Source organism: Dyadobacter sp. CY261, assembly GCF_021440085.1.
GTDB lineage: Bacteria > Bacteroidota > Bacteroidia > Cytophagales > Spirosomataceae > Dyadobacter.
The window spans coordinates 40,887-64,503 of record NZ_JAKCPW010000011.1 but is presented as its reverse complement, the minus strand read 5'-3'; the positions used below and the strand labels follow the sequence as shown (position 1 = coordinate 64,503).

Sequence of the window (23,617 nt, the reverse complement as noted above, 5' to 3'; positions counted from 1 at the left end):
GGATCACCGCAAAAGGATTTTAAAAATTTTCACAAAAAGTAAGCGACCAGCCAGAGTGGAAGAAAATCTTTGAGGCATTTCCGCATAATCCGCAGCGCAACGGTGATGTGGTACTCGACCGTGCGTTTGGGTATTCGCAAGGTACCTGCGATTTCGTCCGCGGAAAGCTGATCGAGGCGGTTGAGTTTGAAGATCTCACGCGTTTTATCTGGCATTTCGGCAATGCCTGTCTGAATTGCGTCGTTGAGGTCGCAGAGCGCCATCCAGTCATCGGTGAGATGGGCAGCTTCTTCGCCATTCGTGGCGTATTGTTTGGCATAATTCTGGCGGACAATCTGAGCCCTGATGTAGTCGAGCACCCGGTTGCGGATCGAGCGCAGCAGATAGTGGCGTACCTGACCGATCGCCATACGCTCCCTGTTTTCCCACAAATCCACAAAAATGTCCTGTACAATCTCTTCAGCTACTTCCTTCTCGTAAGTCTTTCGAAGTGCCAGCCGGTACATTTCTTCCTGATAACGCTCATAAAGCACCCTGAATGCCAGCCTGTCGCCTTTGCCAATGGCGGTTACGAGTGCTACATCACTTTCCTGGGAGCGGTTCATGAACTAGATGGAGGTATGACTTTGGAAGGAATGCAAAATTAGGGTCTCAATGTTAAAAAAATGTTATCAAGTATTTAAGGTCATGTTAAGAGTGTGCGGTTTCACGCGATCCGCTTTGTATTTATTGCTTCCACCCATTCGGACACCTCACATTCGGGACATTCGGGAAGTGTAGTGGAATTCGCTCCATATTTTGTGTTCCCGCATTTCGCGCAGGCGATATGCTCGAAAGAAGCATGACTATGGAGCTTGTTTTTCAGTTTGTCGGGGAAAATGGGCAGCCCATACCGCACCTCCTCGTCGGGATAATACAAAACACTGAACTCGCCCGAGGTTTCTATGAGCACCGTTCGCACCTGGCCCAGATGTTCGACATTGCGCATCCGTAGCGCTGCAAAAAACTCATCCTGCGAAAGTCCCGAATCTTTGAAGGCATCTTGCAGCAGTTTTCCATCGCGGATCACACACAACGATTCGCCTTCCAGCAGTTTTTCAAGTTTTACAAAACGGTCGGATAGCCGTGTAACCGTTATATAAAGCGAAATCACCACCAGGAAAACCACGAATGCCGGCAGAATACCTACGTCTTCATAAAACATCGGATCGCCCGCCGCGGAACCTAACCCGATGATTAGTACCAATTCAAAAACGGATAATTGCTTGATCCCTCGTTTCCCCGACGCCCTCAGGGCAATGAGAATGATCATAAACATAATAACCGTACGGATCACCACCTCCAACAGGAAAGTGAAGGGGTGGTCGTGCATGAGGATTTTTCTCCAATCTGCGAATTCAGGCATAGGGTGGTGATATTTTACCAATATACGTACAAAATGCGTGCCGGGCTATGCGGAATCTTGCCGTATGACTGCCTTGGACTGCGCTCAGGCTGACATCACGGTATTGCACCTTTTAACGTACCGATTGAATTGCTGCCCTTCGACTGCGCTCAGGCTGACATCACGGTATTGCGCCTTTTAACGTACCGATTGAATTGCTGCCCTTCGACTGCGCTCAGGCTGACATTACGGTATTGCACCTTTAGCGTACCGATTGAATTGCTGACCTTGGACCTGCTGGCTGACATCACGGTACTGTCACCCTGAGCGGAGTCGAAGGGCATGCGGGATGTCACAGTACGGATTGCTTTCGCCTGCCGAATTATCAGGCTGACATCCCAGTATTGCGCCTTTTAACGTACCGATTGAATTGCTGCCCTTGGACTTGCTGGCTGACATCACGGTACTGTCACCCTGAGCGGAGTCGAAGGGCATGCGGGATGTCACAGTACGGATTGCTTTCGCCTGCCGAATTATCAGGCTGACATTAGCACCCACACCAGCACATTCACCACATATCCAAACTTAGTCCGCAGGATCCGGAGGCATTTGCTGATGTGGAATTCGACGGTCTTTTCGGAGAGTTCGAGCATTTGAGCGATTTCGCGGTTTGGGACGCCGCTGCGGCTCAGTTCGAATACGTGTTTGCTTTTTTCGGGTAGGTTGGCAAGCTCTCGGGAGTAAATTTCCTGCACTTCTTTCAGTGAAAGCCATTCCTGCACCAGGTTCGCGGATTGGGAAGAAAGCGTTTCAAGATCGATGTCGTTCAGCGAAACGGTGTGCTGCACGATCTGTTTGCGCAAATGAGAGATGATGCGGTTTTTGAGGGCGGAGAAGAGGTAGAGGTTGAGTGCCTTTTCAATGGTAATACCTGCCTTTTGCAGCCATAAATGCACGAACAAATCCTGCACAAGGTCTTCGGAAACTTCGCTATCCCCGGTTTTTCGAAATGCAAGCGCATAAAGCCGGGCCGAATACCTCCGGTGAAGTTCCGCGAACGCCAGCGAATCGTCCGAAGCCTTTGTGAGCTGCCATAATTCCAGGTCGTCCCTATCCCGATAAACCTTACTCATTTCGGTGCATTCATCTACTTCGTTCAAAAGTAATAAGGATTCAAATAGTATTTGTTATAAAATATCTTCAAAAGTCACTAGGGATGTGCACTTGCCATGCGTCCTGTCTATAGGGAACTGAAAGAAAAGGTTATTACAAATATTCCATGAAGAAAAAGAATATCTCGCAGCGCGATGTTTCGCCCGAGCTCTTGAAGCGCTATGTCGAGGGGCAATGCACGCCGGAGGAAGCGTTTCAGGTCGACGAATGGTATGCGTCGTTATCGGAGGAAGCCGGTAGCGAAGCAGCGTTCGATCAGCCGCGGCATCTGGGCAAGGTGCAGGAGGAAATAAAGAGGCAGTCGTCAGGTGACGCGCCAGTGCGGCCGTTGCGGCTCAGCACGTTCATCCGTTATGCGGCGGCGGTCGTGTTGTTGCTTGGGTGTATGGCCACCTGGTATTTGTTATCCCAAAACAAATCCATTTTCAAGCCCGGTTCCGACACGATCGCGATCGTGAACAAAACGCGGCAGGTCCGCAAGCACGTTTTCCCCGACGGCTCCGAGGCGTGGCTGAACCCCGGCACCCGCATTACTTATGCCAAAGCTGATTTCAAGGCCGATTCCCGCGAAGTTTCCCTCGAAGGCGAGGCATTTTTTGAAGTCACCCACGATGCGACGAGGCCATTCTTCGTGCACGGCGAGTCGGTGCAGGTGAAGGTTTTGGGCACGAGCTTCAATGTGCGGGCCAACAAAGGCGAGGCAGAATATGAGGTTTCTGTGGTCACCGGGAAAGTATCGGTCACGGCCGACAAAGGGAGGGAAGTAATGCTGCTCCCGCATCAGCAGGCCGTTTTCAAAGTAGCCTCGGGTGAGCTCACCAGCGAAGAAGTGCCCGTTGCGGCCGAAAAGGCACCGGTGTGGCAACCCGTGTCGCTCGCATTCCGCGATGCGAAACTGGGCGAGGTGGTGAAGCGGCTGGAAGAAAAGTTCGACGTGAAGATCCGTTTGGAAAACCCTAACCTCGAAAACTGCCGTGTGAAAGCGACTTTCGACCAGAACCGGCTATCCGAAATACTCGAAATGACAATGCAGATCGTGGAGGCGAACTACCAGATGCAAAATGATGAGATCGTGATCCGAGGCGAAGGATGTGCCGCTTCGGAATAGAAAATAGTATTCAGGACCCAACCATACCTAACACCAATCTACGCCTTTATGAAAAAATCCGGACAGCTTAAATAATACCCGCTTCAAAAAAAATCAGGAGTGATGGAAGCACCCCTGATCCTGAACGAAGACCTTGATGGAACATCACTGGCAGGTGATGCAAGGCTTCCTAGTGTTCATATTAACCAATTCAAACTTATGTACTTTTTTCTAAAAAGCAAGACGGCATACCTTATTATGCGGTTATCGATTTTACAGCTTTTCCTGATCGGGATGATCGCGGCGGGCGGGTATGCGCGGGACATCAGCGCGCAGGACCTGCTGGCCAAAAACGTGAGCATCCAGATCGAAAATATTTCGCTGGGGCGTGCGCTCGACCGGTTGGAAAACCTGGCCGGCGTGCGTTTTGCGTACAGCCGCAGCATCATTCCGGTGCATGCCAAAGTGAGCCTCAATGCGAGCAACGAGAAGCTCTCGACCGTGCTCGACCGGCTTCTTGTACCCTTGCAGATCGAATACCAGCCAGGCGACGGCCAGATCATCCTCAAACGCACCCGCAAAGTGTCATTTTCGGAAGACCCCCTCACGCCCGGTGCCGCTACAACCATAGGCAATGCCGAAGTGGCCGACAGCCGGCTCACCGGCACTGTCATAGACGACAAGGGCGACAAGCTTCCGGGGGTAAGTGTGGTTTTGAAAGGAACCCAGCGGGGTACTGTTACCGACGAAGAAGGCGCTTATGCGCTCGATATTCCTAATGAAAACGCAGCGGGCGGCGCGCCTGTGCTGATATTCTCTTTCGTAGGCTATTTGTCGCAGGAAGTGGCTGTGGGCAGCCAGACGAACGTGGATGTGACTTTGAAAGTGGATTCGAAATCGCTGGAAGAGGTGGTGGTGGTAGGTTATGGTACGCAATCAAAAAAGAATATTACCGGTTCGGTGGCGACCGTGCAGGGTTCGGAGATCACCCGCAGTCCGCAGGCGAACGTTTCGAACTCGTTTGCCGGCCGTTTGCCAGGCCTGATCGCCAATAACCGTTCGGGCGAGCCGGGTTCCGATGGGTCGAGCATATTGATCCGTGGCCGTGCAACAACGGGCAACAGTAACCCGCTCATTGTGATAGATGGCATTGCCAATGCAATAGGAGGGCTCGACCGGCTCAATCCCAATGATATTGAAAGCATTTCGGTGCTGAAAGATGCTTCGGCGGCCATTTACGGCGCGCAGGCGGCGAATGGGGTTATTTTGATTACTACTAAAAAAGGTCTTGCCGGTAAGCCGCGCTTTGACTATTCCTTTAACCAGGGATTCGTGCAGCCGACACGCCTGCCCAAGTTCGTCGACGCACCTACTTACGCGGGCATTCTCAACACCATCGATTATTACCGTAACCCGTCGGGCGGCATGAACCAGCGGTACAGCGATGAGGAAATCGAGAAATTCCGCAATGGTTCCGACCCCATCAATTATCCCAATACCAATTGGGTTAAGGAGTTGATGAAGCCTGTCGCATTGCAAAACCAGCATAACCTGTCGGTTTCGGGCGGCACAGAGAAGATCAACTACTTCGTGTCGGCTGGGACTTTGTATCAGGATGGTTTGTATCGCAACGGCGTGAACAAATACCGCCAGTACAGCGTCCGTTCGAACATTAATGTGAATGTCAACGACAAATTCAGCTTTGGCATACAACTGGCAACGCGCCGCGAAAACCGCAGCTACATTGCCGGTTTCGGGGCTAGCAATGTGTTTGAATTTTTGTACAGAACTTATCCCACACTGCCTGCCTATTATCCGGAGGGAAAACTGGCCGCGGGTGTAGAGCAAGGCAAAAACCCCATTGCGATGGCAACGCTGGCCGGTACCAACAACAGCCCTACCACGGTTTCCAATGGCATTTTGCGGGCCAGTTACCAGTTGCCGGTCAACGGGTTGTCGGTGGATGGCTTCTTCTCAGCCGATCAAAGCTTTGCATTCACGAAGGAGATGAAGACCAACTGGATCGTTTATCAATACAATAAAACCACCCAGCAATACAGCACCGTGCTCGGCGGGCCTGCCCAGGCGCAGATGTACGAGAGCCAGACCAACCGTGCTTTGCTGACGGGCAATATCAAGCTGAATTATGTCAAAAACTTCGGCGATCACGCATTGTCATCGTTCATCGCCTATGAGCAGAGTCGGGAGACGCAGGAGTTTTTCAGCGCTTCAAGAAACAATTTTATCACCACCCAATTACCCGACCTGAGCCAGGGGGGTGCGCAACCGGTGGATTATGGTAACAGCGGCAGCAGTTACCGGACTTCGCGGCGTAATGTGTTCGGACGGTTGAACTACAATTATCTGGGCAGGTATCTGGCTGAAATCCAGTTGCGTTACGACGGTTCGTCGGTGTTCCCTCCGGGCAAGCGTTACGGTTTCTTTCCCGGTATTTCCCTGGGCTGGCGGGTGTCGCAGGAGCCCTGGTTCCAGACCGGCAATGCCATTAATGACCTGAAAATAAGGGCTTCCTATGGTGAACTTGGGAACGACCGTGTGAATGCCAACCAGTTCCGCGACAATTTCCAGGTGCGTAACGGCGCCTTTTCGACGGGCAACAATGCAACCAACGTGCCACTCATCCAGTATTCATTGCTCGCCAACCCGAACATTACCTGGGAAGTGGCCAAGAAATACAATGTCGGCATCAACTCTACTTTCTTTAAAAAACTCACCTTTGACCTCGATTTGTTTTTCGAGAACCGCACCAATATCCTTGCCAGCCGGAATGTAAGTATTCCTGCATTGACAGGTATCAGTAGCTCACAGATCCCGAAAGAAAACATCGCAGAAGTACATAACCGCGGTTTGGAAACGCAGATCCAGTATGCTGGCAGTCACAACAATTTCAGCTACACCCTCGGCGGCAACTTTGCGTTGGCCAAAAGCGAAGTGATATTCATCGACGAAGCGCCCAACACCCTCGATTACCAGCGGGCTACCGGCATGCCGCTCGGTTCCGACCTTGGTAACCCGAATGCCGACCTCATGTACCGTGCGAACGGTGTTTTCAAAACCCAGCAGGAGCTCGATGCCTACCCGCACGTGTCGGGTGCGCAAATGGGCGACCTTAAGTACGAGGATTACAATGGCGATGGCAAGATCGACGCCGCCGACCGCATCCGCTCGGAGTTCAGCAATGTACCTCAGATCACTTATGGCGTGAATTTGGGTGGCGGTTGGAAAAATCTCAGTCTGAATATCCTCCTGCAAGGCCAGGCACGCGTGGCGCAATATGTGGTGGTGGAAGCGGGGGAATTCAGCAGTGTGATGCAGTCGAGGGCCGAGGACGCTTGGAGCCCTACCAATCAGAACGGGAATTCACCACGCATCGATTCGCGCACGGGGACGGGTGTGAATGGGAGTTATAAAAACACGTTCTGGTTCCAGAACACGGCGTTCCTGCGCCTGAAAAATGTGGAGCTGGCTTACAATGTGCCTGCGAAAATCATTTCGAGAATTGGCCTGGGCGGCTTGCGGATTTATACCAATGGGTTTAACCTGCTCACATTCACCAAAGTGAAGGATTTCGATCCGGAGGGGGATAATGGGAATGCATTCTTCTATCCGCAGCAGAAGATTTACAACGTGGGTGTGAACGTGACATTTTAAAACTGAAAAGACATGAGATTGAATAAACTGATATCAAACCTGTTGACCGGTGTAGCGCTGACAGGGCTGTTTACCGCCTGCGATGACGCGTTCCTGGATACCAAACCAACCGACATCATTTCCGACCAGGCCATTTGGGCTGATTCTGCGCTTGCTGATGCGTATGTAGTAGGCCGTTACGTGGGCGTGCAGCTGTCTACCGAGAGCGACAAGCCGGGCTTTGGTCGTGGATTTGAGGATGCCTGGATGAGCTCGGTGACCGACGAGTCGATCTGTAACTTTGACAACGATACCTATTTCGTGCAACAAGGTAATGCCGCGCCGGACCGTACCGGCTGGATTTCCAACACCTGGACCCGCAGTTACCGCAGCATCCGGGAATGCAACTATGGCCTGGCGAATCTCGATAAGGTTCCGATGAGCGAATCGGGGAAAAAGCGTTTGAAAGCGGAATTGCGCTTCATCCGTGCTTACCGTTACCATGACCTGATCCGTAACTTTGGAGGCATTCCCGTGATCGGCGACAAGGTTTATACGTTGGAAGACCGCGATTATACCGAACTCTACCAGCGGAAAAGCATTGAGGAAAGCCTTACCTACGCCATTACCGAGCTCGATGCCGCCGCTGCCGGCCTGGCTGGGTCGAATGTTGTGCCGGGCCGTGGCTCCGAGTATGCTGCATTGGCGTTGAAGGCAAGATTGCTGCTTTATGCCGCCAGTCCTTTGTATAATAATGATCAGCATGACGTGGCCAAATGGCAGAAGGCTGCCGAAGCGGCCAAAGCGGTCATGGACAAGAATGCGTTTTCACTGTACAATGATTACCGCAAGCTTTTTCTCACCAATAATACTTCCGAAGACATTTTCATCCGCCTTTATTCACCCACCAACGAGCACACCAACCTCGAACTCGTAAATGGCCCGAATGGCTATGGCGGCTGGGCTGGCAACACGCCGCTGCAAAACCTGGTGGACGATTATGAGATGATGGACGGCACCAAAATCACCGATCCGAAATCGGGCTACAATCCGAAAGATCCTTACAAAAACCGAGACCCGCGCCTCACGATGAGCGTTTTGTACAACGGCGCGCCTTACCGCGAGCGTAAAGTGGAGACATTCGTGCCGGGCGGCCAGGATAGCAAGGATGGTAATGAAAACTGGAATACGACCAAGACAGGTTATTATGTTTACAAATTCATCAACGACCAAAACCCGATCCGTAACGCGAACCAGACGGCCACACAACCCTGGAAATACATCCGTTACGGTGAAATCCTGCTGAACTATGCCGAAGCGCGCAATGAATCGACCGGCCCGGATGCCACAGTTTATAGCGCGATCAACCAAATCCGCAAACGTGCCGGAATGCCCGACCTCCCGGCAGGCCTCACACAGGCAGCCATGCGCGAGCGCATCCGCAACGAGCGGCGCGTGGAGCTCGCATTCGAGGAGCACCGGTTTTTTGATGTGCGCCGCTGGAAAATCGCCAATGCCACCGAAAATGTGCCTGCTTACGGCGTAAGGCCGGAAAAGAAGACGGACGGTTCCATCGAATACGTGAAGATTATCGTATTGGAAGGACGCAAATTCCAGGAGAAAAACTACTGGCAGCCGATCCCGCAGAGCGAAATCCAGGCATCGGGTGGGGCGTTGCAGCAGAACAAGGGCTACTGATCTCCATTTTTTAAAAACATTAACCTGAAATTCAATTAGGTATGGAAAAATTATCAAAAAGGCGGCGCGCCATGTGCCGCGGATGGGCAACGCTTTGCCGGGCAACGATTTGCCGGGCAACGATTTGCCGCGCAACGATTTGCCGCGCAACGCTTTGCTTGGGAATGCTGACGCTCGTCGGCGCGAATGCGCTGGCGCAAAGCTTTGAAGCTGAGAGTGGTGTCATTTCCAATGGGGCCGACATTCAGAGCTGTGGAAGCTGTTCCGGCGGCAGCCAGGTGGGTAACCTGGGCAATGGGGCCGTGGTGATCCCCGTGAATGTGGCCACGGCCGGGACCTATCACCTGACCCTGACTTACAGCACCGGCGACCCGCGGACGATCAACGCGACGCCCAACGGCGGCATGCCTATTGCCATTTCTTGCCCGGCATCCGGCGGCTGGTCGGCCCCGGCGGCGATTACCGTGAGCATTGTTTTGAATGCGGGCAGCAACAGCATCCGCCTCGATAATCCCAATAGCTACGGCCCGAATATCGATAAGATCGCTTTTGCCCCGATTAATACACCCAATATCCAAAGCATTGCATTTGGAACTAATAACCGGGTCGATTATGATCTGGCGAATGGCCATTACACGGTGTATTTCAATAACAATAAAGTGATTGGCGAGGCTACGGCAACAGCCCATTCCGACCAGGTGCACAGCAGCGCCGGTTTTACCAATCGCACTTATTCCTCGTCGCCGGTGACCGATGCGTTTGGCAGCGGGACGAAGCACGTGATCACGATGACCAAAAGCGGGGCAATAGGCATGCAGCAGGTGTTTTACACCTATCCGGGCAAGGAGCATTTCTTTACCGAACTGATACTTACCGGCAACGGCTCCAATTCCTACAAAATGGTCCCGCTGGTTTCTAATTATGTCGATATTCATTCCAATACCGACCGTCGGGCCTTGTTTGTGCCATTCGACAATGATGCCTGGGTGCGCTACGACGCGAAGGAAGTGCGGTATGCCAATTTTTTTAGTTCCGAAGCTGGTGCGATTTACGACAATGCCAGCCGCACAGGCCTGGTGATCGGTTCGGTGGAACATTCGGTATGGAAAACGGGCGTGAACCTGGTAGGCGAGGGCAGAGGGGCTACCAACTACGTGGCGGTGGTGGCTGGGTGGACGCAGGAGAGCATTACCCGCGACAAACGCGGCCATGGCTGGGTGTCGGTAGGGCAAACCGCCTGCCGTTCGCCGCGGATCCTGGTAAGCTACGGGGCCGATTGGCGGAATGGTTTCGAAGTATTCGGACAGGCGAATGCGCTGGCCGAGCCCCGCTACATTTTCAACTGGACGGCCGGTACGCCTTTCGGATGGAACAGCTGGGGGGCGGTCCAGTCGTCGATTGACCTGCCAAAGGCCAAATCGGTGGTGGATTTCTTCGCTACCGGTGTGCCTGATTTCCGGAACAGCGACAACACGCTTTACATTGACCTTGATTCGTATTGGGACAATATGTCGGGCGGCGGGCTGAATGGGAATTTTAGCGAACTCACTGAATTCGCCAATTACTGCAAAAGCAAAGGCTTCAAGCCGGGTATTTACTGGGCACCGTTTGTCGATTGGGGTAAATTCTCAAGACAAATGGAAGGGAGCTCCTACAATTACCAGGACGCCTGGACGAAAGCCAATGGCAATCCTGTGGAGCTCGATGGCGCTTATGCCCTGGACCCGACACACCCAGGCACCAAAGCAAGGCTGCAAATGGTGATCGGCAAGTTTATTGCCTGCGGTTTTGAAATGATTAAAATCGATTTTCTCGGCCACGCCGCGCTGGAAGCCGACAGCTATTACGACAACACCATCCACACCGGAATGGAAGCCTACCGAAAGGGAATGGAATACCTGACCGACCAGCTCGACGGTAAGATGCTTGTGTACGCCGCCATTTCGCCCAGCCTCGCCACTGGTCGCTACGCACATATGCGCCGGATCGCGTGCGATGCGTACAAGGATATCAACGAAACCGATTACACGCTCAACAGCACAAGCTACGGCTGGTGGCAGAAGCACATTTATAATTACCTCGATGCAGACCACCTCGTATTCGGCACCCAAAGCGATGGTGAAAACCGCGCCCGGCTTGCATCCGGTATCGTAACGGGTACGCTTGTGACCGGCGACGATTTTTCGACCACCGGTACCTGGACCACCAAAGCGCAGACGCTCCTGCAAAATGACGATCTGCTGAACCTGGCACATAGCGGTACCGTTTTCACGCCGGTGGAAGGCAATACCGGCAATCAGGCCAATGAAGTATTTGTTAAAACCATTGGCAACAAATCGTACCTCGCTATTTTCAACTACGGCGGAACAGCTAAAACCTTCAATGTCAATTTACAGCGAGCCGGCCTGAGCGGTAGCACCAATTACACCACCCGCGAATTGTTCAGCGGGGCCCAAAACCTCCGTCAGGCGGTGACCAATGCGCAGGGTACACTTACGGTGACCATCCCTGCTGCCGACGCGATCATCGTGGAGCTCAACGACACCACCTTGCCGGTGACACTCATCAGTTTTACGGCTGAAAAATCGAACACGGGCACGTTGTTGCAATGGAAAACAGCCGATGAAACCAACAACAAGGAATTCGTCATCGAGCGCAGCACCGACGGGAAGACTTTCAAAGCAATTGGCAAAGTGGCTGGTGCCGGTGATTCATCCAGGGAAAAAGCGTATAGCTATCATGACCTCGCGCCGGTTACCGGATCGATTAATTATTACCGCTTGAAGCAGGTGGATCTGGATGGCCATTCGGAAAATTCGGTGATCAGGGCGGTGAACTACCGCGACGCCGACGATTCGAAATCCCGGATCAATATTTACCCCAATCCCGGCGCGGACGAACTGAACATCCGGCTCAGTCAGTCGCTGGAAGGCAAGGTGCTGGTGCGGCTGGTGGACATGAGTGGTAAATGCATGCTTTCGAGAAGTTATACCAATCCCTCGGAAGTTATTTCAGTACCGGGTATCCGGCCGTTGAGGGCTGGAAATTACATTGTCGAAGTGGAATCGGCGGATGGCGTGGTGCAGAACACGCGATTTAATAAAAACTGAAATCGGTTCAATGGGTAGTTAAAAAGGTCTGTAAAACAGTTTGCAGACCTTTTTCTTTTTAGCCCACCAGGTATTTGCGTTCTATTTCGGAAGGGAGGTATTTGTAGAAATTTTTTTATAAATTATCCCCGGTGAGTCCGCTTGTCAAGCAGTACTTTAACGGCATGACCGGGGATCATTTGAGGACGCTCGTAGTACTAATATGCGCCGGATAGGTATTTCGTTTAAATACCATCTTTTATTAACTTCATTTAGAGAATGCGCCTGATCTACCATACATCCCGAGCATGAGAATCCTGCTGCCCCTGTTGCTAGTGCTCGCCCTGTGCGGCTATCCGGCTGTCGCGCAGCACCTCATCATTGCGCAATACAATACCGATAACGGCTTGCCGCAAAACAGCGTAAAGGACATCGCATTCGACGAATGGGGCTTCTGCTGGATGGCCACTGAAATGGGGCTGGTACGTTACGATGGTCAGCGTTTTGATATTTATGGAACTTCCGAGATCAAAGGACTGATATCGGAGCGGATGGAAGGGCTTACGGCTGATGCTCGCGGCACGCTTTACGCCAAGGCTTACGGAGGGCAGATACTGAGGATAGCCGCTACCGGAAAACATGTCGCACCACGGCCGGTGCTGATGCCCAAATGGTCGGCCCACGTGGGGCAGCATGGTGTGGTAGTTGGGGAAAAGGAGATGCTGAAAAAGCTTATCTTTTTTTACAATCGCCTGGGAGCGAGCCCATTCCTATATTCATCCAGTATTTCAGATAAAGAGGTTTACCTTCGGAACCAGGATAGCCTGCTTTACGTGTCGCCCAGGCGTGCGAAGCCGTTAAAAATCAGGACTTATACGGGCCGGAATCCCCGGTATACGATTTTAGCCGGCCAATTGCTCGTTTGCATTTTGCCTGGTAACCATATCGAGGTCTGGAAAAACGGTCGTCATTTGTCGGCGTATGGATCGATCGGTGGCACGCTGGCGTCCGACGCACGGTTTCTGGCGGGGGATTTTCTGAGTTTCCCTGCACCCGATGGCTTTTACGTATATGTAGGAGAGAACCTGCACAAGGTGTCGCTTCACAACGGCCGCTTTCAGTCGGCTATTGAGTTGCATCATATCCGTATACCCGGACTGCGCAGCATTCGTTTTGTGCCTGCGCAGGGCGTCTACTATCTCGGTTCGTCAACAGACGGGCTGTTCAAAGTACGACGGTCGCCATTTGTGTCGCCGCCGTTTTCGTCTCCGATTCTGGGCCAGAGTACCTACGCGCAGGCCGATGTTGGTGAAGGGAGATTCGTAGTAAAGAATTTTCTGTTTTCACGGGATGCACCGCCGCGTCAGTTGCCCATTAAAAACGACATTTCCGCGCTGCTTTTTACTACTGCCGATCGCCAACTCTACTTTGCGCAGGATTACATGCTCCGGAAGCTTGATATCCGTAGCGGAAATGTGCTGGATGTGGCGCAGCTGGAATACGGGTTCGTGCATATGAGCCCGGCTGGTAAAGGAAGTTATCTGTTTGCGCAGAGCAGCGGGTTCGCCAGGCTTGTAAACGACAAGGTTTTGGATTTTAAGCAGTTTCCACAGAAAACAAGGATACTGTTCGCCAGGCAAATAAGACCTTCCTATTTCCTGGTTTGTACTGAAAACGGCTTGAAATGGTACGATTATGAGCGCAACCGCATTGACAAATCGGTGTTGGATTCGATGCTGATACGCACGGTTTATGCAGAGGATGACGGCAAATTGTGGATAGCTACTTATGGAAAAGGATTTTACCTGTTTCAAAACAACAAGCTTTACCGGATGCCCCTGGGAATGCGACAGGCTTTGAAAACGGTGCATTCCTTTATCGAAGACGGCCAAGGCTTTTTTTGGCTGCCCAGTAACAATGGCCTGTTCAAAGTACGGAAAGCAGATTTAATGGCTTATGCCGAAGGACAGTTGGAAGAACCTTACTTTTTTCGCTTCGACCGGTCCGACGGTCTTCCCACGAATGAGTTCAATGGTGGATGTGATCCTTCGTATCTATGGTTGAAAGACAGCCTGTTGTCGCTTCCGTCCATGAAAGGGCTGGTATGGTTTTATCCCAACCGGCTCAAACCTTACCTGCCTGAAAAAAGCATTTTTACCGACAGCCTGACGATCAATAACCAGCTCGTGGCGTTCAATCACACGTTGATCAGCCTGCCGCCCGATTTCAAGCGGCTTTCCGTGCAATTAACATCTCCTTATTTCGGAAATTCTGAAAATCTGGGCCTGGAATACCAGGTATCCGGCCTGGATCCGTACTGGCATGCCGTCGATAAAACGGGTCAACTGGCCATTAACAGCCTTCCCGCCGGGGATTACAAGCTGATCGTCCGCCGGAGCGGCGAAGCGGGTCCAAAAAGTCCGAACAAGCTGGTATTACCCATCCTGGTGACCCCCTGGTTTTATAATACCTGGTGGTTTTACCTGTTTTGCATTTGCTGTTCGATGTTGATCGGGTATTTGCTATTCCAAAGGAGACTTACGAAGCTGGAACGGGAAGCATTGGCATTGGAAAACACCATTTCTAACCGAACCTTCGAACTGAAAAACGCGGTCGATGACCTGGCGAAGTCGGAAATGGCGCTGCTGGAAAGTAACCGGTTCAAGGATCACGTTATCACAATGGTGCTGCACGATATGCGTTCGCCGCTCCGGTTTATTTCCCTCATCAGCGGCAAACTTTTGAAAAATCACACCCACTTGCCACCCGCCGACCTCGATACCTACCTTTCCGATCTTCACTTGGGGACACAAAACCTGCTGGGCTTTACGGAACAGTTCTTCATGTGGATCAGCGCGCAGCGAGAGGGGTTCAGAGTGAGTAAAACCGTGTTTTCAATGAAAGAGCTGTTTGAAGAGATCGCTTCATTGTACCAGGAGCTTTTCAAAGTGAACAGGAATACACTCAGCATTATTTGTGCCGACCAGCAATGCTTTTCGGATTACCGGATACTTTCCGTGGTGATTCGGAACCTGATCGACAATGCTAATAAAAACACGTACGAGGGGGATATTAGCTTGTCTTGCAGGGAAGATGGAAGCCGCTTGCGGATTTCGATCTCAGACACTGGTCAGGGCCTGACCGACGAGCAGATCGGGCTGTTCATGAGCCGCGACAGACAGGCCGGAAACCGCGGTACGGGCAGCTTGCTGATCCATGCGATGCTCGACTACATAGGAGGGGCGATTTCAGTCACCACCGAGCCGGGGCGGGGGAGTACATTCACCATTACTCTTCCAAATCCGGATCGATCTGATATACCTGGGCAAGATGGTTCAGTTCCAGCAGGTTCTTGATTTCAAGCTTGTCGAAAACGCGACAACGATAACTGCTTGCGGTTGAGGCGCTTATAGACAATGCATTAGAGACTTCCAGTGCGCCATAGCCTTTGAGCAGCAGCAATGTCACCTCGAACTCCCGTTTCGAAAGTTTGTCGAAAGGCGTGTTGGCCACATTGCCCATCAATGCATTGGAAAAAATATCGCCTTGTGAGCGCGAGATATATCGGCGGCCCTGACTTACGACCTGGATCGCCTCCGCTAACACGGCATCCGGTTCATTTTTGTTGACATAACCGAGTGCGCCGGCCTGGAAGAAACGGGTTGCAAAGACCTTGTCGGGCTTCATCGTCACGACGAGTATCCTGAGTTTGGGGCGAATGCTTAAAATGTCGGGAATGAGCGCCAGATCGTTCGTTTCCGGCATATTGAGGTCGGTGATCAGCAAATCGAAATCCTTTTCGGTGACCTTCTCGATGACCTGCCGCCCGTTTTCTGCGAATTCGACACCGACATTGTATCCGAGAACGTCCTTCACGACCATCTGAAGCCCCTTTCGAACCAATTGGTGATCGTCGGCGATAAGTATGGAGAGCGGCATAAGCTAGCAAGGGCATTTCCATCACGAATTGGTCGTGATAACTGAAATTAATGCATTCCGAAATGAAATCAAAAATGCATTCCCTGCGGTACCATCGTATCGGCGAGTGCCCGGGTGTAGGCACAGGCATGGCGGCGCCTGGTGAGCACTGCTGAAATACCTTCCCTGAGTTCGATGTCGACGCATTTTTTGGACATACATGCCCCCGCGCCCATGGCCATAATGTCGATGGCCTCTTCCGCACCTTCTTCGGTATAAAGCAGCGCAGTTCTGGGGAGTTTGCCTGAAAGTTTGCGGCTATCGAAGCTGTCGGGCTCATTTACGCTCACAACGATGAGGTCGAACTCTGAATCGGATAAATGCTTGTAGAATTGATTCAGGCTGATTGCTTCCGTGACATTTTCGCCCATTGTAATATTGTTGAGCATCATCCGGATCCCCTTGCGCGTAATGGGGTGCATATCGAAAACCAGTATTTTGAGGGTATCTTCAAGATTCATTATGACGTACAATATTTAATACGGTGCAAAGATTCCTCTTGCGAACCAAATCAGAAGTAGCTCTCGTATTAACCGGTTGTGGCTTTGGAGCCACACACCTATTTTTGCGGATCATCCATCAAATTAATTTGGAATCGACACCACGCCGGGAAAAAGTGTTTGATCGCAGTAGCTGGCTGGCTTATGCGCTATCCTCCTGATCGTCAAATAGGCAGTTCAAGCGTTTTCTTTCCGGAAACGATAAAGAAATGGTGCCTTGTTGGCCGCGCCGGTAAACTTCTTCTCCAGCCGTTCGAGCACATCCAGGTCGAGGATCTTTTTCTGGAAATTGTTGCGGGGAAATGCGCGGTCGAAGATCGATTCGTAGAGCTCTTGCAGGTCGCGCATCGTGAAGGTTTCGGGCAATAGGTTGAATGCGATCAGCTTCTCGTCCAGGTTAAGCTGCAAGGTGTGCAATGCGCTTTGTACCATTTCAGCATGGTCCATGATCATCTCCGGCAACGCCCGCACCGGGTACCAGTTGATGGATTCGTCGATGCCCGTTTTTTTTGGCACTACTTTATTGACATCCACCAATGCATAATACCCGATTGAAACAAAGCGGCGCGTAATCCAATCGAACTCCTTCCTGTTGAAATGCTGGTCGCCCAGTTCGTCTTCATTCAACTGGATCAGGCGTTCGAGGAAACTTTTATTGGTACGTGGTGAATCGCCAAACACCCTGAATTGCTCCAGGTAAATGTCCTTAATTCCCGTACGCTCTTCCAGAATGCGACGGGCAGCCTGGTCTATCCCCTCACTCTGGTAAATAAACCCGCTTGGCAACGCACAGAAATCTCCCTTAAAATTGAGCTTCGGGACCAAAACATTGAGCTGGCTATCCTGGTATCCAAAGATGACGCAGTCGATGGAAAGTTGCTCAATATAGTCCTGTTCACTCGGTGAATGCATGTCTGTCGTAGGGTTGCAGGTGGTATAATCGGCAATATCGCTTTTATAGCGGTGGTTTTAAAGCCAGGATTGAAGATGTTGCCGAATTATGGTATTGGTGGAATATAAAGTAGTACATATTTTATTGTCTCAAATGTAGACAATAAAACTTTTTCATTTACATTTGCTGGTCACTAATTCAAACAACCTGACCAGATGAAGAAGAATTTACAGCGTGCCGGTCTGATGATTTGCTGTGTATGGCTCTTGCTGGGCGACGCATGGGCACAGACGGCCAAAATGCAGGTGCTGGTATTCAGCAAAACGGCCGCGTTTCGGCACCAGTCTATCGAGGCCGGGAAAAAGGCGTTGGGCAAGATGGGTGCGGAGAAAGGTTTCAGCGTCAGTTTTACCGAAGATGCCAACCAGTTTAAGGAAAGCAATCTGAAAAAATACAGTACGGTGATATTCCTGAACACCACCGGCGATATCCTCAATGCGGAGCAACAAAGTGCATTTGAACGTTACATTCAGGCAGGCGGCGGCTATGTGGGTATCCACGCGGCCAGCGATACCGAATATGAATGGCCATGGTACGGTGCCCTCGCCGGTGCCTGGTTCCTCGACCACCCCATGCCGGACAATGTGCAGAAAGGTAAATTTATTGTCACGCAGAAAAACCATTGGGCTACCCAGGGTATGCCCGACGAATTTGAGCGGAGCGATGAATTTTACAGTTTTAAAAACATTTCCCCGAAAATCAACGTAGTTCTGAAAATCGACGAAACCAGCTACAAAGGCGGCAAGAATCCCGATTTCCACCCGATGAGCTGGTACCAGGAATTCGACGGCGGGCGGTCGTTTTACACGGCCATGGGGCATACCGACGAGACATTCGAAGAGCCGCTCTTCCTGAACCACCTCTGGGCGGGCATTCGCTATGCTGCCGGTGGTGACGCGCCGAAACCCGTGGATTTTGCCAAAGCGCGTCCGGAAGAGAACCGCTTTTCAAAAGCAGTGCTGGCCGAAAAGCTCGACGAGCCTATGGAACTGAGCGTGCTGGGCGACGGGCGCATTTTGTTTATACAGCGGAAAGGGGAAGTGCGTCTCTATAATCTCAAAACTAAGGAACTGAAAACGATCGCCAAACTACCTGTCAGCACAAAATATGTCAGCAAGGAAGGCAAGGAATCGATGGGGGAAGACGGCCTGCTGGGGCTTAATAAAGATCCCAACTTTGCACAAAACCACTGGATATACCTCTACTATTCGGATCCGAAAGAATCGAAAAATGTATTGGCGAGGTTTGAATTGAAAGGTGACGAGCTCGACCTAGCATCCCGCAAAGTCCTGCTCGATGTACCGACGCAACGGGAGGAATGCTGCCATACCGCGGGCTCCATTGCGTGGGACAAGGCGGGCAATCTTTATCTTTCGACTGGTGATAACACCAATCCGCACGGTTCCAACGGATACAGCCCAAGCGATGAGCGCGCCGGACGCGAGGCATGGGACGCCCAGAAATCATCGGCGAACACCAATGATTTGCGTGGTAAGATCATCCGCATCAAACCGCAGGCCGACGGCTCGTTTACGATTCCGGAAGGCAACCTTTTCCCGAAAGGCACACCGCAAACACGCCCTGAGATTTACACGATGGGCCATCGGAACCCATTCCGTATTTCGGTCGATCAGCACACGGGTTACGTGTATTGGGGCGAGGTGGGGCCTGATGCCGCCAAGCCGGATGTGAACCGTGGCCCGGCTGGTCACGACGAGGTAGGGCAGGCGCGCAAAGCAGGGAATTTCGGCTGGCCGCATTTCGTAGGCGACAACAAGGCCTACAACAAATATGATTTCACAGCCAGCCAGTCGGGAGAGAAATGGGACGTGGCTGCGCCGACGAACAATTCGCCCAGCAATACAGGCCTTAAAGTGCTGCCAGCAGCGCAGAAAGCATTCATTTGGTATCCCTACGACGCCTCGCCTGAGTTCCCGCTCGTTGGTGCCGGAGGCCGTAACGCCATGGCCGGACCCGTATTTTATTCGGACGATTTCAAAGGCGTACCCAATGCATTTCCCGCTTATTATAATGGCAAACTGCTCGCCTACGAATGGATGCGCGGCTGGATCATGGCTGTGACGATGGATAAGGATGGCAATTATGCATCCATGGAGCGCTTTATGCCGAGTTACAAATTCTCGAACCCGATGGATATGGAATTTGCGCAAAATGGCGACCTCTATATGCTCGAATACGGCTCCGGCTGGTTTAGCGCCAACGACGATGCCCGCCTGATCCGCATCGAATACAATGGCGGAAACCGCAAACCGAAGATCGAGATGGTCGCCAATAAGCAAGGCGGTTCCGCACCGCTGGCCCTGAAGCTCACTGCAGCAGGGACCGACGACGCGGATGGCGATGCATTGAGCTATTCCTGGAAAATCACTTCTAAAAATGGTTTTACCAAAACAGTTAATACACAGGATGCGGCATTAACACTCGCCAAAACAGGCGTCTACAAAGCGGTATTAACAGTAAGTGATGGTAAAGGAGGCATTTCGACCCAGTCGCTGGACGTTACCGTCGGCAATGAGGCGCCTGTGCTCAGCCTGGAAATGCCGGGAGCCAACAAGTCGTTTTTTGTGCCTGGGAAACCATTCCCTTATGATGTGAAAGTGAAGGACAAAGAGGATGGTGCGCTCGGAAACGGCATCGACGAAGACCGTGTGGCAGTTAATATCGATTACTTGCCCGAAGGCTTTGATAAAGTCGCCATAGCGCAGGGTCACCGCTCGGCGGATGCGGCGGCGCAGTCTGCAACCGGGGCATCCGCCGCCGGCAAAAAGCTGATCGAAGCGAGTGATTGCAAGGCCTGCCATAGCGTGAACAAGAAATCGATCGGTCCGGCTTATGCGGATGTGGCGCGCAAATACAAAGGCAATGGCACAGCGGTGGAGACGCTGACGAAAAAGGTGATCAACGGCGGAAGCGGTGTATGGGGCGAAACGCCAATGGCCGCGCACCCGCAGCTTTCGGCAGGCGATGCCTCCGAAATGGTTAAATACATTCTGAGTTTGTCGTCGGGAACTGCCCAGGCATCGCTCCCTACAAAAGGAAACTACACGGCCGCGCTTCCGAATGGCGACAAAGGGAAAGGAGTGTTCGTGGTCCGTGCAGCGTACGAGGACAAAGGTGCCAAAGGCCTGCCCGCGTTGCGCTCCGAGCAGACGTTCGTCTTGCGAAATGCCATCCTGGACGTGCATGGTTTTGATGTGTATGATAATGTAAATAAAATGTCCTATGGCGGGAATAACCTGGCTATTCCGGCGAAATCAGGTGCTTTTATGGGCTTGAAGCAGGTAGACCTCAACGGCGTATCGGCATTCCGGCTGATGGCGACGGCCCCGAAGCCGCAACTGAACGCCACCGGAGGTAAAATTGAGCTGCGGCTCGATAGCCCGACCGGCAAGCTGATCGGTGAGTCGGCTTTCCTGGAACCGACCGATAAGATGGATTTCAAACCGTCTAGCCTGGATATTCCGGTGAAGTTGCCCGCAACAGATGGCAAACCGCACGATGTGTATATGATTTTTGTAAACCCTTCCAAATCATCCGGCAGTCTGATGGTCGTCATGAGTGCGCAGGCAATAATGGCGTCAGCGGCGCAATAATTTGGCCTACGCAAATTTTAAAGCATCCCTTTGGCTTCAGAGGGATGTTTTTTTATGTCAACAGTATGCTTTTTGTCTGCCAGCGCTTTAATTGCTTTAAAATAGCACTGAAATGAACCAGAAAACCGTCCTGCTGCTCGCGTTCATCGCCCTGAAATTCATTTTACATTACTTTCTGATTATCCCTGAATATGACTTGCACCGCGATGAGTACCTGCATCTCGACCAGGCCAACCACCTCGCCTGGGGTTTTTTGTCGGTACCGCCAGTTACGTCATGGATCGCCTGGATCATCAAGGCGTTGGGTAATGGTGAAGGGGTAGTGCGGTTTTTCCCGGCGCTGTTCGGGACGTTGACGGTCCTGGTTGTCTGGAAAACTGTGGATAGGCTCGGCGGCAATTTATATGCTTGCGTGCTGGCAGCTTTGTGTACTGTTTTTTCAGTGTTATTAAGGTTAAACCAACTTTTCCAGCCCAACTCGCTGGATGTTCTTTGCTGGACCACACTCTATTTTTTTCTGATCAGTTTCATCCAATCGCGAAACCCAAAATGGCTTTACGGCTTCGCAGCGGTTTTCGCGATCGGATTTTTGAATAAATACAACATCGCATTTGCCGTTGTCGGCCTGCTGCCGGCCATTCTACTGACAAACCAGCGCACGCTGTTGCTGACCCGGCATGTATATCTGGCATTGCTGCTGGCGTTCGCCCTGATTTCGCCTAATCTGATCTGGCAATATCAGCATGGTTTTCCGGTGATCCACCATATGAATGAGCTGGCCAAAACGCAGCTGGTGAATGTAAACCGGGCTGATTTTTTGAAAGAACAGTTACTATATTTTGTAGGCGCACTGTTTGTGATCGTCGCAGGGCTATATGCCTTGTTGACTTATAAACCGCTTTCGGAATACCGGCTCTTCTTTTTCTCGATCATCATTACGCTGGCTGTCTTTGTTTACCTGCGTGCGAAGGGCTACTATGCGATCGGTATCTATCCGATTTACATTGCGTTCGGGGCCTTGTATATTGGCGAAAAAGTGAAAGCTGCGTGGTTTAGGGCATTGTTTGCGGCCATTCCGGTGATACTTTTTGTTCCCCTGTTCAACGTAGCTTTTCCAAACAAAACACCCGAACAGATCACTGCCAACCCGGAGCCATATCGGAAATTCGGACTGCTGCGGTGGGAAGACGGTAAGGACCACCAGTTGCCACAGGATTTTGCCGATATGCTTGGCTGGCGCGAACTGGCGGCCAAAGTCGATGCCGCCTACACCTCCACACCCGACCGCGAAGCGACCTTGGTCCTTTGCGACAACTATGGACAGGCCGGGGCCATTAATTATTATACCAAAACGGGCGTTCGCGCAGTCACATTCAATGCGGATTATATCAATTGGTTCGACCTCACCAGGAAATACAAACACCTCATTCGGGTCAAAACCTGGGGAGATGAAGGGGACGAAATGAAAGAAACCGGTCCGCTTTTCGCAACCGGTTACGCCGCAGATTCGGTAACGAACCATTATGCCAGGGAATGGGGGACGACGGTATTTGTTTTTCGGGATGCCCGCGTCGACATCAGAGACAGGCTGGCGAAGGAAATCGATGAGGAAAAATGGTAGAGAAATGGATTGCTAACCGATAATCTTCGCCCGGTGCGCCAGGCCCCAGTAATGCAGTTCTTCGAGTACTTTTTCGAGCGATGCCCCGTGTTCGGTGATCGAATATTCGACTGTCGGTGGGAATGTGTCGAACACCTTTCGGTTGATCAGCTGGTTCATTTCGAGGGTTTTTAATTCCTTGGATAACGTTTTGTCGGTAATGCCCGTAACCTCCGTCGAAAGTTGCTTGAAACGTTTCGGTCCGGACGAAAGGGCAAAAAGTATGAGCAGTTTCCACCGTCCTTCGAGTGCTTCGAGCGCGTCACGAATGGATAATGCGGTTTTGGGGCAGCCGTTTCCTGTGAGCATGTTGTTTTGGGCTAATTCTAAATCTCCATTACTACCCGATTGGATAGTACTATCCAACGCGGAAAGTACTATCGAACGGAAAGCGAAGGTAGATACTTTTGCCCTATCACAAAACAACGGATTATGGCAATCAAAAAAAACTCCAAAACAATGCACATCACGCTATGGATCGTGCAATCGCTGCTGTCGGTAACGCTCGTCTGGGCAGCTTATATGAAACTGTTCGAATCGCCGGAGGCGCTGGCGGCCATGTGGCAATGGACCGGCCAGGTATCACCGATGTTTGTCAAGCTGACGGGAATAATCGATTTGCTGGCGGGTATTGGATTGATATTGCCTGCATGGTTGCGTATCCGTCCGGCTTTGACGTTCGTAACGGCGGCGTGTGTGGTGCTGCTCATGCTCTGCGCAATGCTTTTTCACCTTTCAAGGGGTGAATCGCCTGTGTTCAATCTGTTTTTTGGTCTCCTGGCGGCATTCGTCGCGTGGGGGAGGCAGGAGCGTGCTGCCTCCCCCTGCTAA

Annotated in this window: 15 protein-coding genes; 8 read left to right on the top strand and 7 right to left on the bottom strand. The window is 51.6% G+C overall.

Features of this window, described 5'->3' with window-relative positions; genetic code table 11:
• Positions 1-29: 29 nt before the first annotated feature.
• From LZD49_RS26600 to LZD49_RS26590, 3 genes are all read right to left on the bottom strand, one after another.
• Positions 30-605, bottom strand: a complete 576-nt coding sequence (locus LZD49_RS26600; protein ID WP_234670756.1) for an RNA polymerase sigma-70 factor — start codon at positions 603-605, stop codon at positions 30-32.
• Positions 606-706: 101 nt separating this feature from the next.
• Positions 707-1,405, bottom strand: a complete 699-nt coding sequence (locus LZD49_RS26595; RefSeq protein ID WP_234670755.1) for a DUF421 domain-containing protein — start codon at positions 1,403-1,405, stop codon at positions 707-709.
• A 515-nt stretch (positions 1,406-1,920) separates the two neighbouring features.
• Positions 1,921-2,544, bottom strand: a complete 624-nt coding sequence (locus tag LZD49_RS26590) for an RNA polymerase sigma-70 factor (protein ID WP_234670753.1) — start codon at positions 2,542-2,544, stop codon at positions 1,921-1,923.
• A 119-nt stretch (positions 2,545-2,663) separates the two neighbouring features.
• On the opposite strand from LZD49_RS26590, the gene LZD49_RS26585 reads away from it, so the two are divergent.
• The 5 genes from LZD49_RS26585 (at position 2,664) to LZD49_RS26565 (ending at position 15,438) form a co-directional block, all read left to right on the top strand.
• On the top strand, positions 2,664-3,665 hold the full coding sequence (locus LZD49_RS26585) for a FecR family protein (RefSeq protein WP_234670751.1): 1,002 nt from the start codon (positions 2,664-2,666) through the stop codon (positions 3,663-3,665).
• A gap of 102 nt (positions 3,666-3,767) precedes the next feature.
• Positions 3,768-7,316 carry a TonB-dependent receptor gene (locus LZD49_RS26580; protein ID WP_234670749.1) on the top strand — a complete coding sequence of 1,183 codons (3,549 nt, stop codon included), beginning with the start codon at positions 3,768-3,770 and terminating at the stop codon, positions 7,314-7,316.
• 12 nt (positions 7,317-7,328) lie between these two features.
• Complete coding sequence (locus LZD49_RS26575; RefSeq protein ID WP_234670748.1) at positions 7,329-8,993, top strand: RagB/SusD family nutrient uptake outer membrane protein; 1,665 nt, start codon at positions 7,329-7,331, stop codon at positions 8,991-8,993.
• Positions 8,994-9,034: 41 nt separating this feature from the next.
• Entirely contained in the window at positions 9,035-12,103 is a 3,069-nt protein-coding gene (locus tag LZD49_RS26570) for a T9SS type A sorting domain-containing protein (protein WP_234670746.1), read from the top strand.
• Positions 12,104-12,390: 287 nt separating this feature from the next.
• The gene (locus LZD49_RS26565) at positions 12,391-15,438 is read left to right on the top strand and encodes an ATP-binding protein (RefSeq protein WP_234670744.1); all 3,048 of its coding nucleotides are present in this window, start codon (positions 12,391-12,393) and stop codon (positions 15,436-15,438) included.
• On the opposite strand, the gene LZD49_RS26560 is transcribed toward LZD49_RS26565, so the two are convergent.
• From LZD49_RS26560 to LZD49_RS26550, 3 genes are all read right to left on the bottom strand, one after another.
• Positions 15,371-16,021 (bottom strand): response regulator transcription factor, encoded by a 651-nt coding sequence (locus LZD49_RS26560; protein WP_234670742.1) that lies wholly within the window; start codon positions 16,019-16,021, stop codon positions 15,371-15,373. The two genes, LZD49_RS26565 and LZD49_RS26560, sit on opposite strands and share 68 nt — an antisense overlap.
• 68 nt (positions 16,022-16,089) lie before the next feature.
• Positions 16,090-16,521 carry a hypothetical protein gene (locus tag LZD49_RS26555; RefSeq protein WP_234670741.1) on the bottom strand — a complete coding sequence of 144 codons (432 nt, stop codon included), beginning with the start codon at positions 16,519-16,521 and terminating at the stop codon, positions 16,090-16,092.
• 216 nt (positions 16,522-16,737) lie between these two features.
• Positions 16,738-17,472, bottom strand: coding sequence for an NrtR DNA-binding winged helix domain-containing protein (locus LZD49_RS26550; protein ID WP_234670739.1), 735 nt, complete (start codon positions 17,470-17,472; stop codon positions 16,738-16,740).
• A 195-nt stretch (positions 17,473-17,667) separates the two neighbouring features.
• On the opposite strand from LZD49_RS26550, the gene LZD49_RS26545 reads away from it, so the two are divergent.
• Both LZD49_RS26545 and LZD49_RS26540 read left to right on the top strand, forming a co-directional pair.
• Complete coding sequence (locus LZD49_RS26545; RefSeq protein WP_234670738.1) at positions 17,668-21,126, top strand: ThuA domain-containing protein; 3,459 nt, start codon at positions 17,668-17,670, stop codon at positions 21,124-21,126.
• Positions 21,127-21,238: 112 nt separating this feature from the next.
• Positions 21,239-22,747 carry a glycosyltransferase family 39 protein gene (locus tag LZD49_RS26540; RefSeq protein ID WP_234670737.1) on the top strand — a complete coding sequence of 503 codons (1,509 nt, stop codon included), beginning with the start codon at positions 21,239-21,241 and terminating at the stop codon, positions 22,745-22,747.
• A 12-nt stretch (positions 22,748-22,759) separates the two neighbouring features.
• On the opposite strand, the gene LZD49_RS26535 is transcribed toward LZD49_RS26540, so the two are convergent.
• Positions 22,760-23,095 carry a helix-turn-helix domain-containing protein gene (locus tag LZD49_RS26535; protein WP_234670736.1) on the bottom strand — a complete coding sequence of 112 codons (336 nt, stop codon included), beginning with the start codon at positions 23,093-23,095 and terminating at the stop codon, positions 22,760-22,762.
• Between the two features lie 123 nt (positions 23,096-23,218).
• Between LZD49_RS26535 and LZD49_RS26530 the strand changes: the two genes are divergently transcribed.
• Positions 23,219-23,617, top strand: coding sequence for a DoxX family protein (locus LZD49_RS26530; protein WP_234670735.1), 399 nt, complete (start codon positions 23,219-23,221; stop codon positions 23,615-23,617).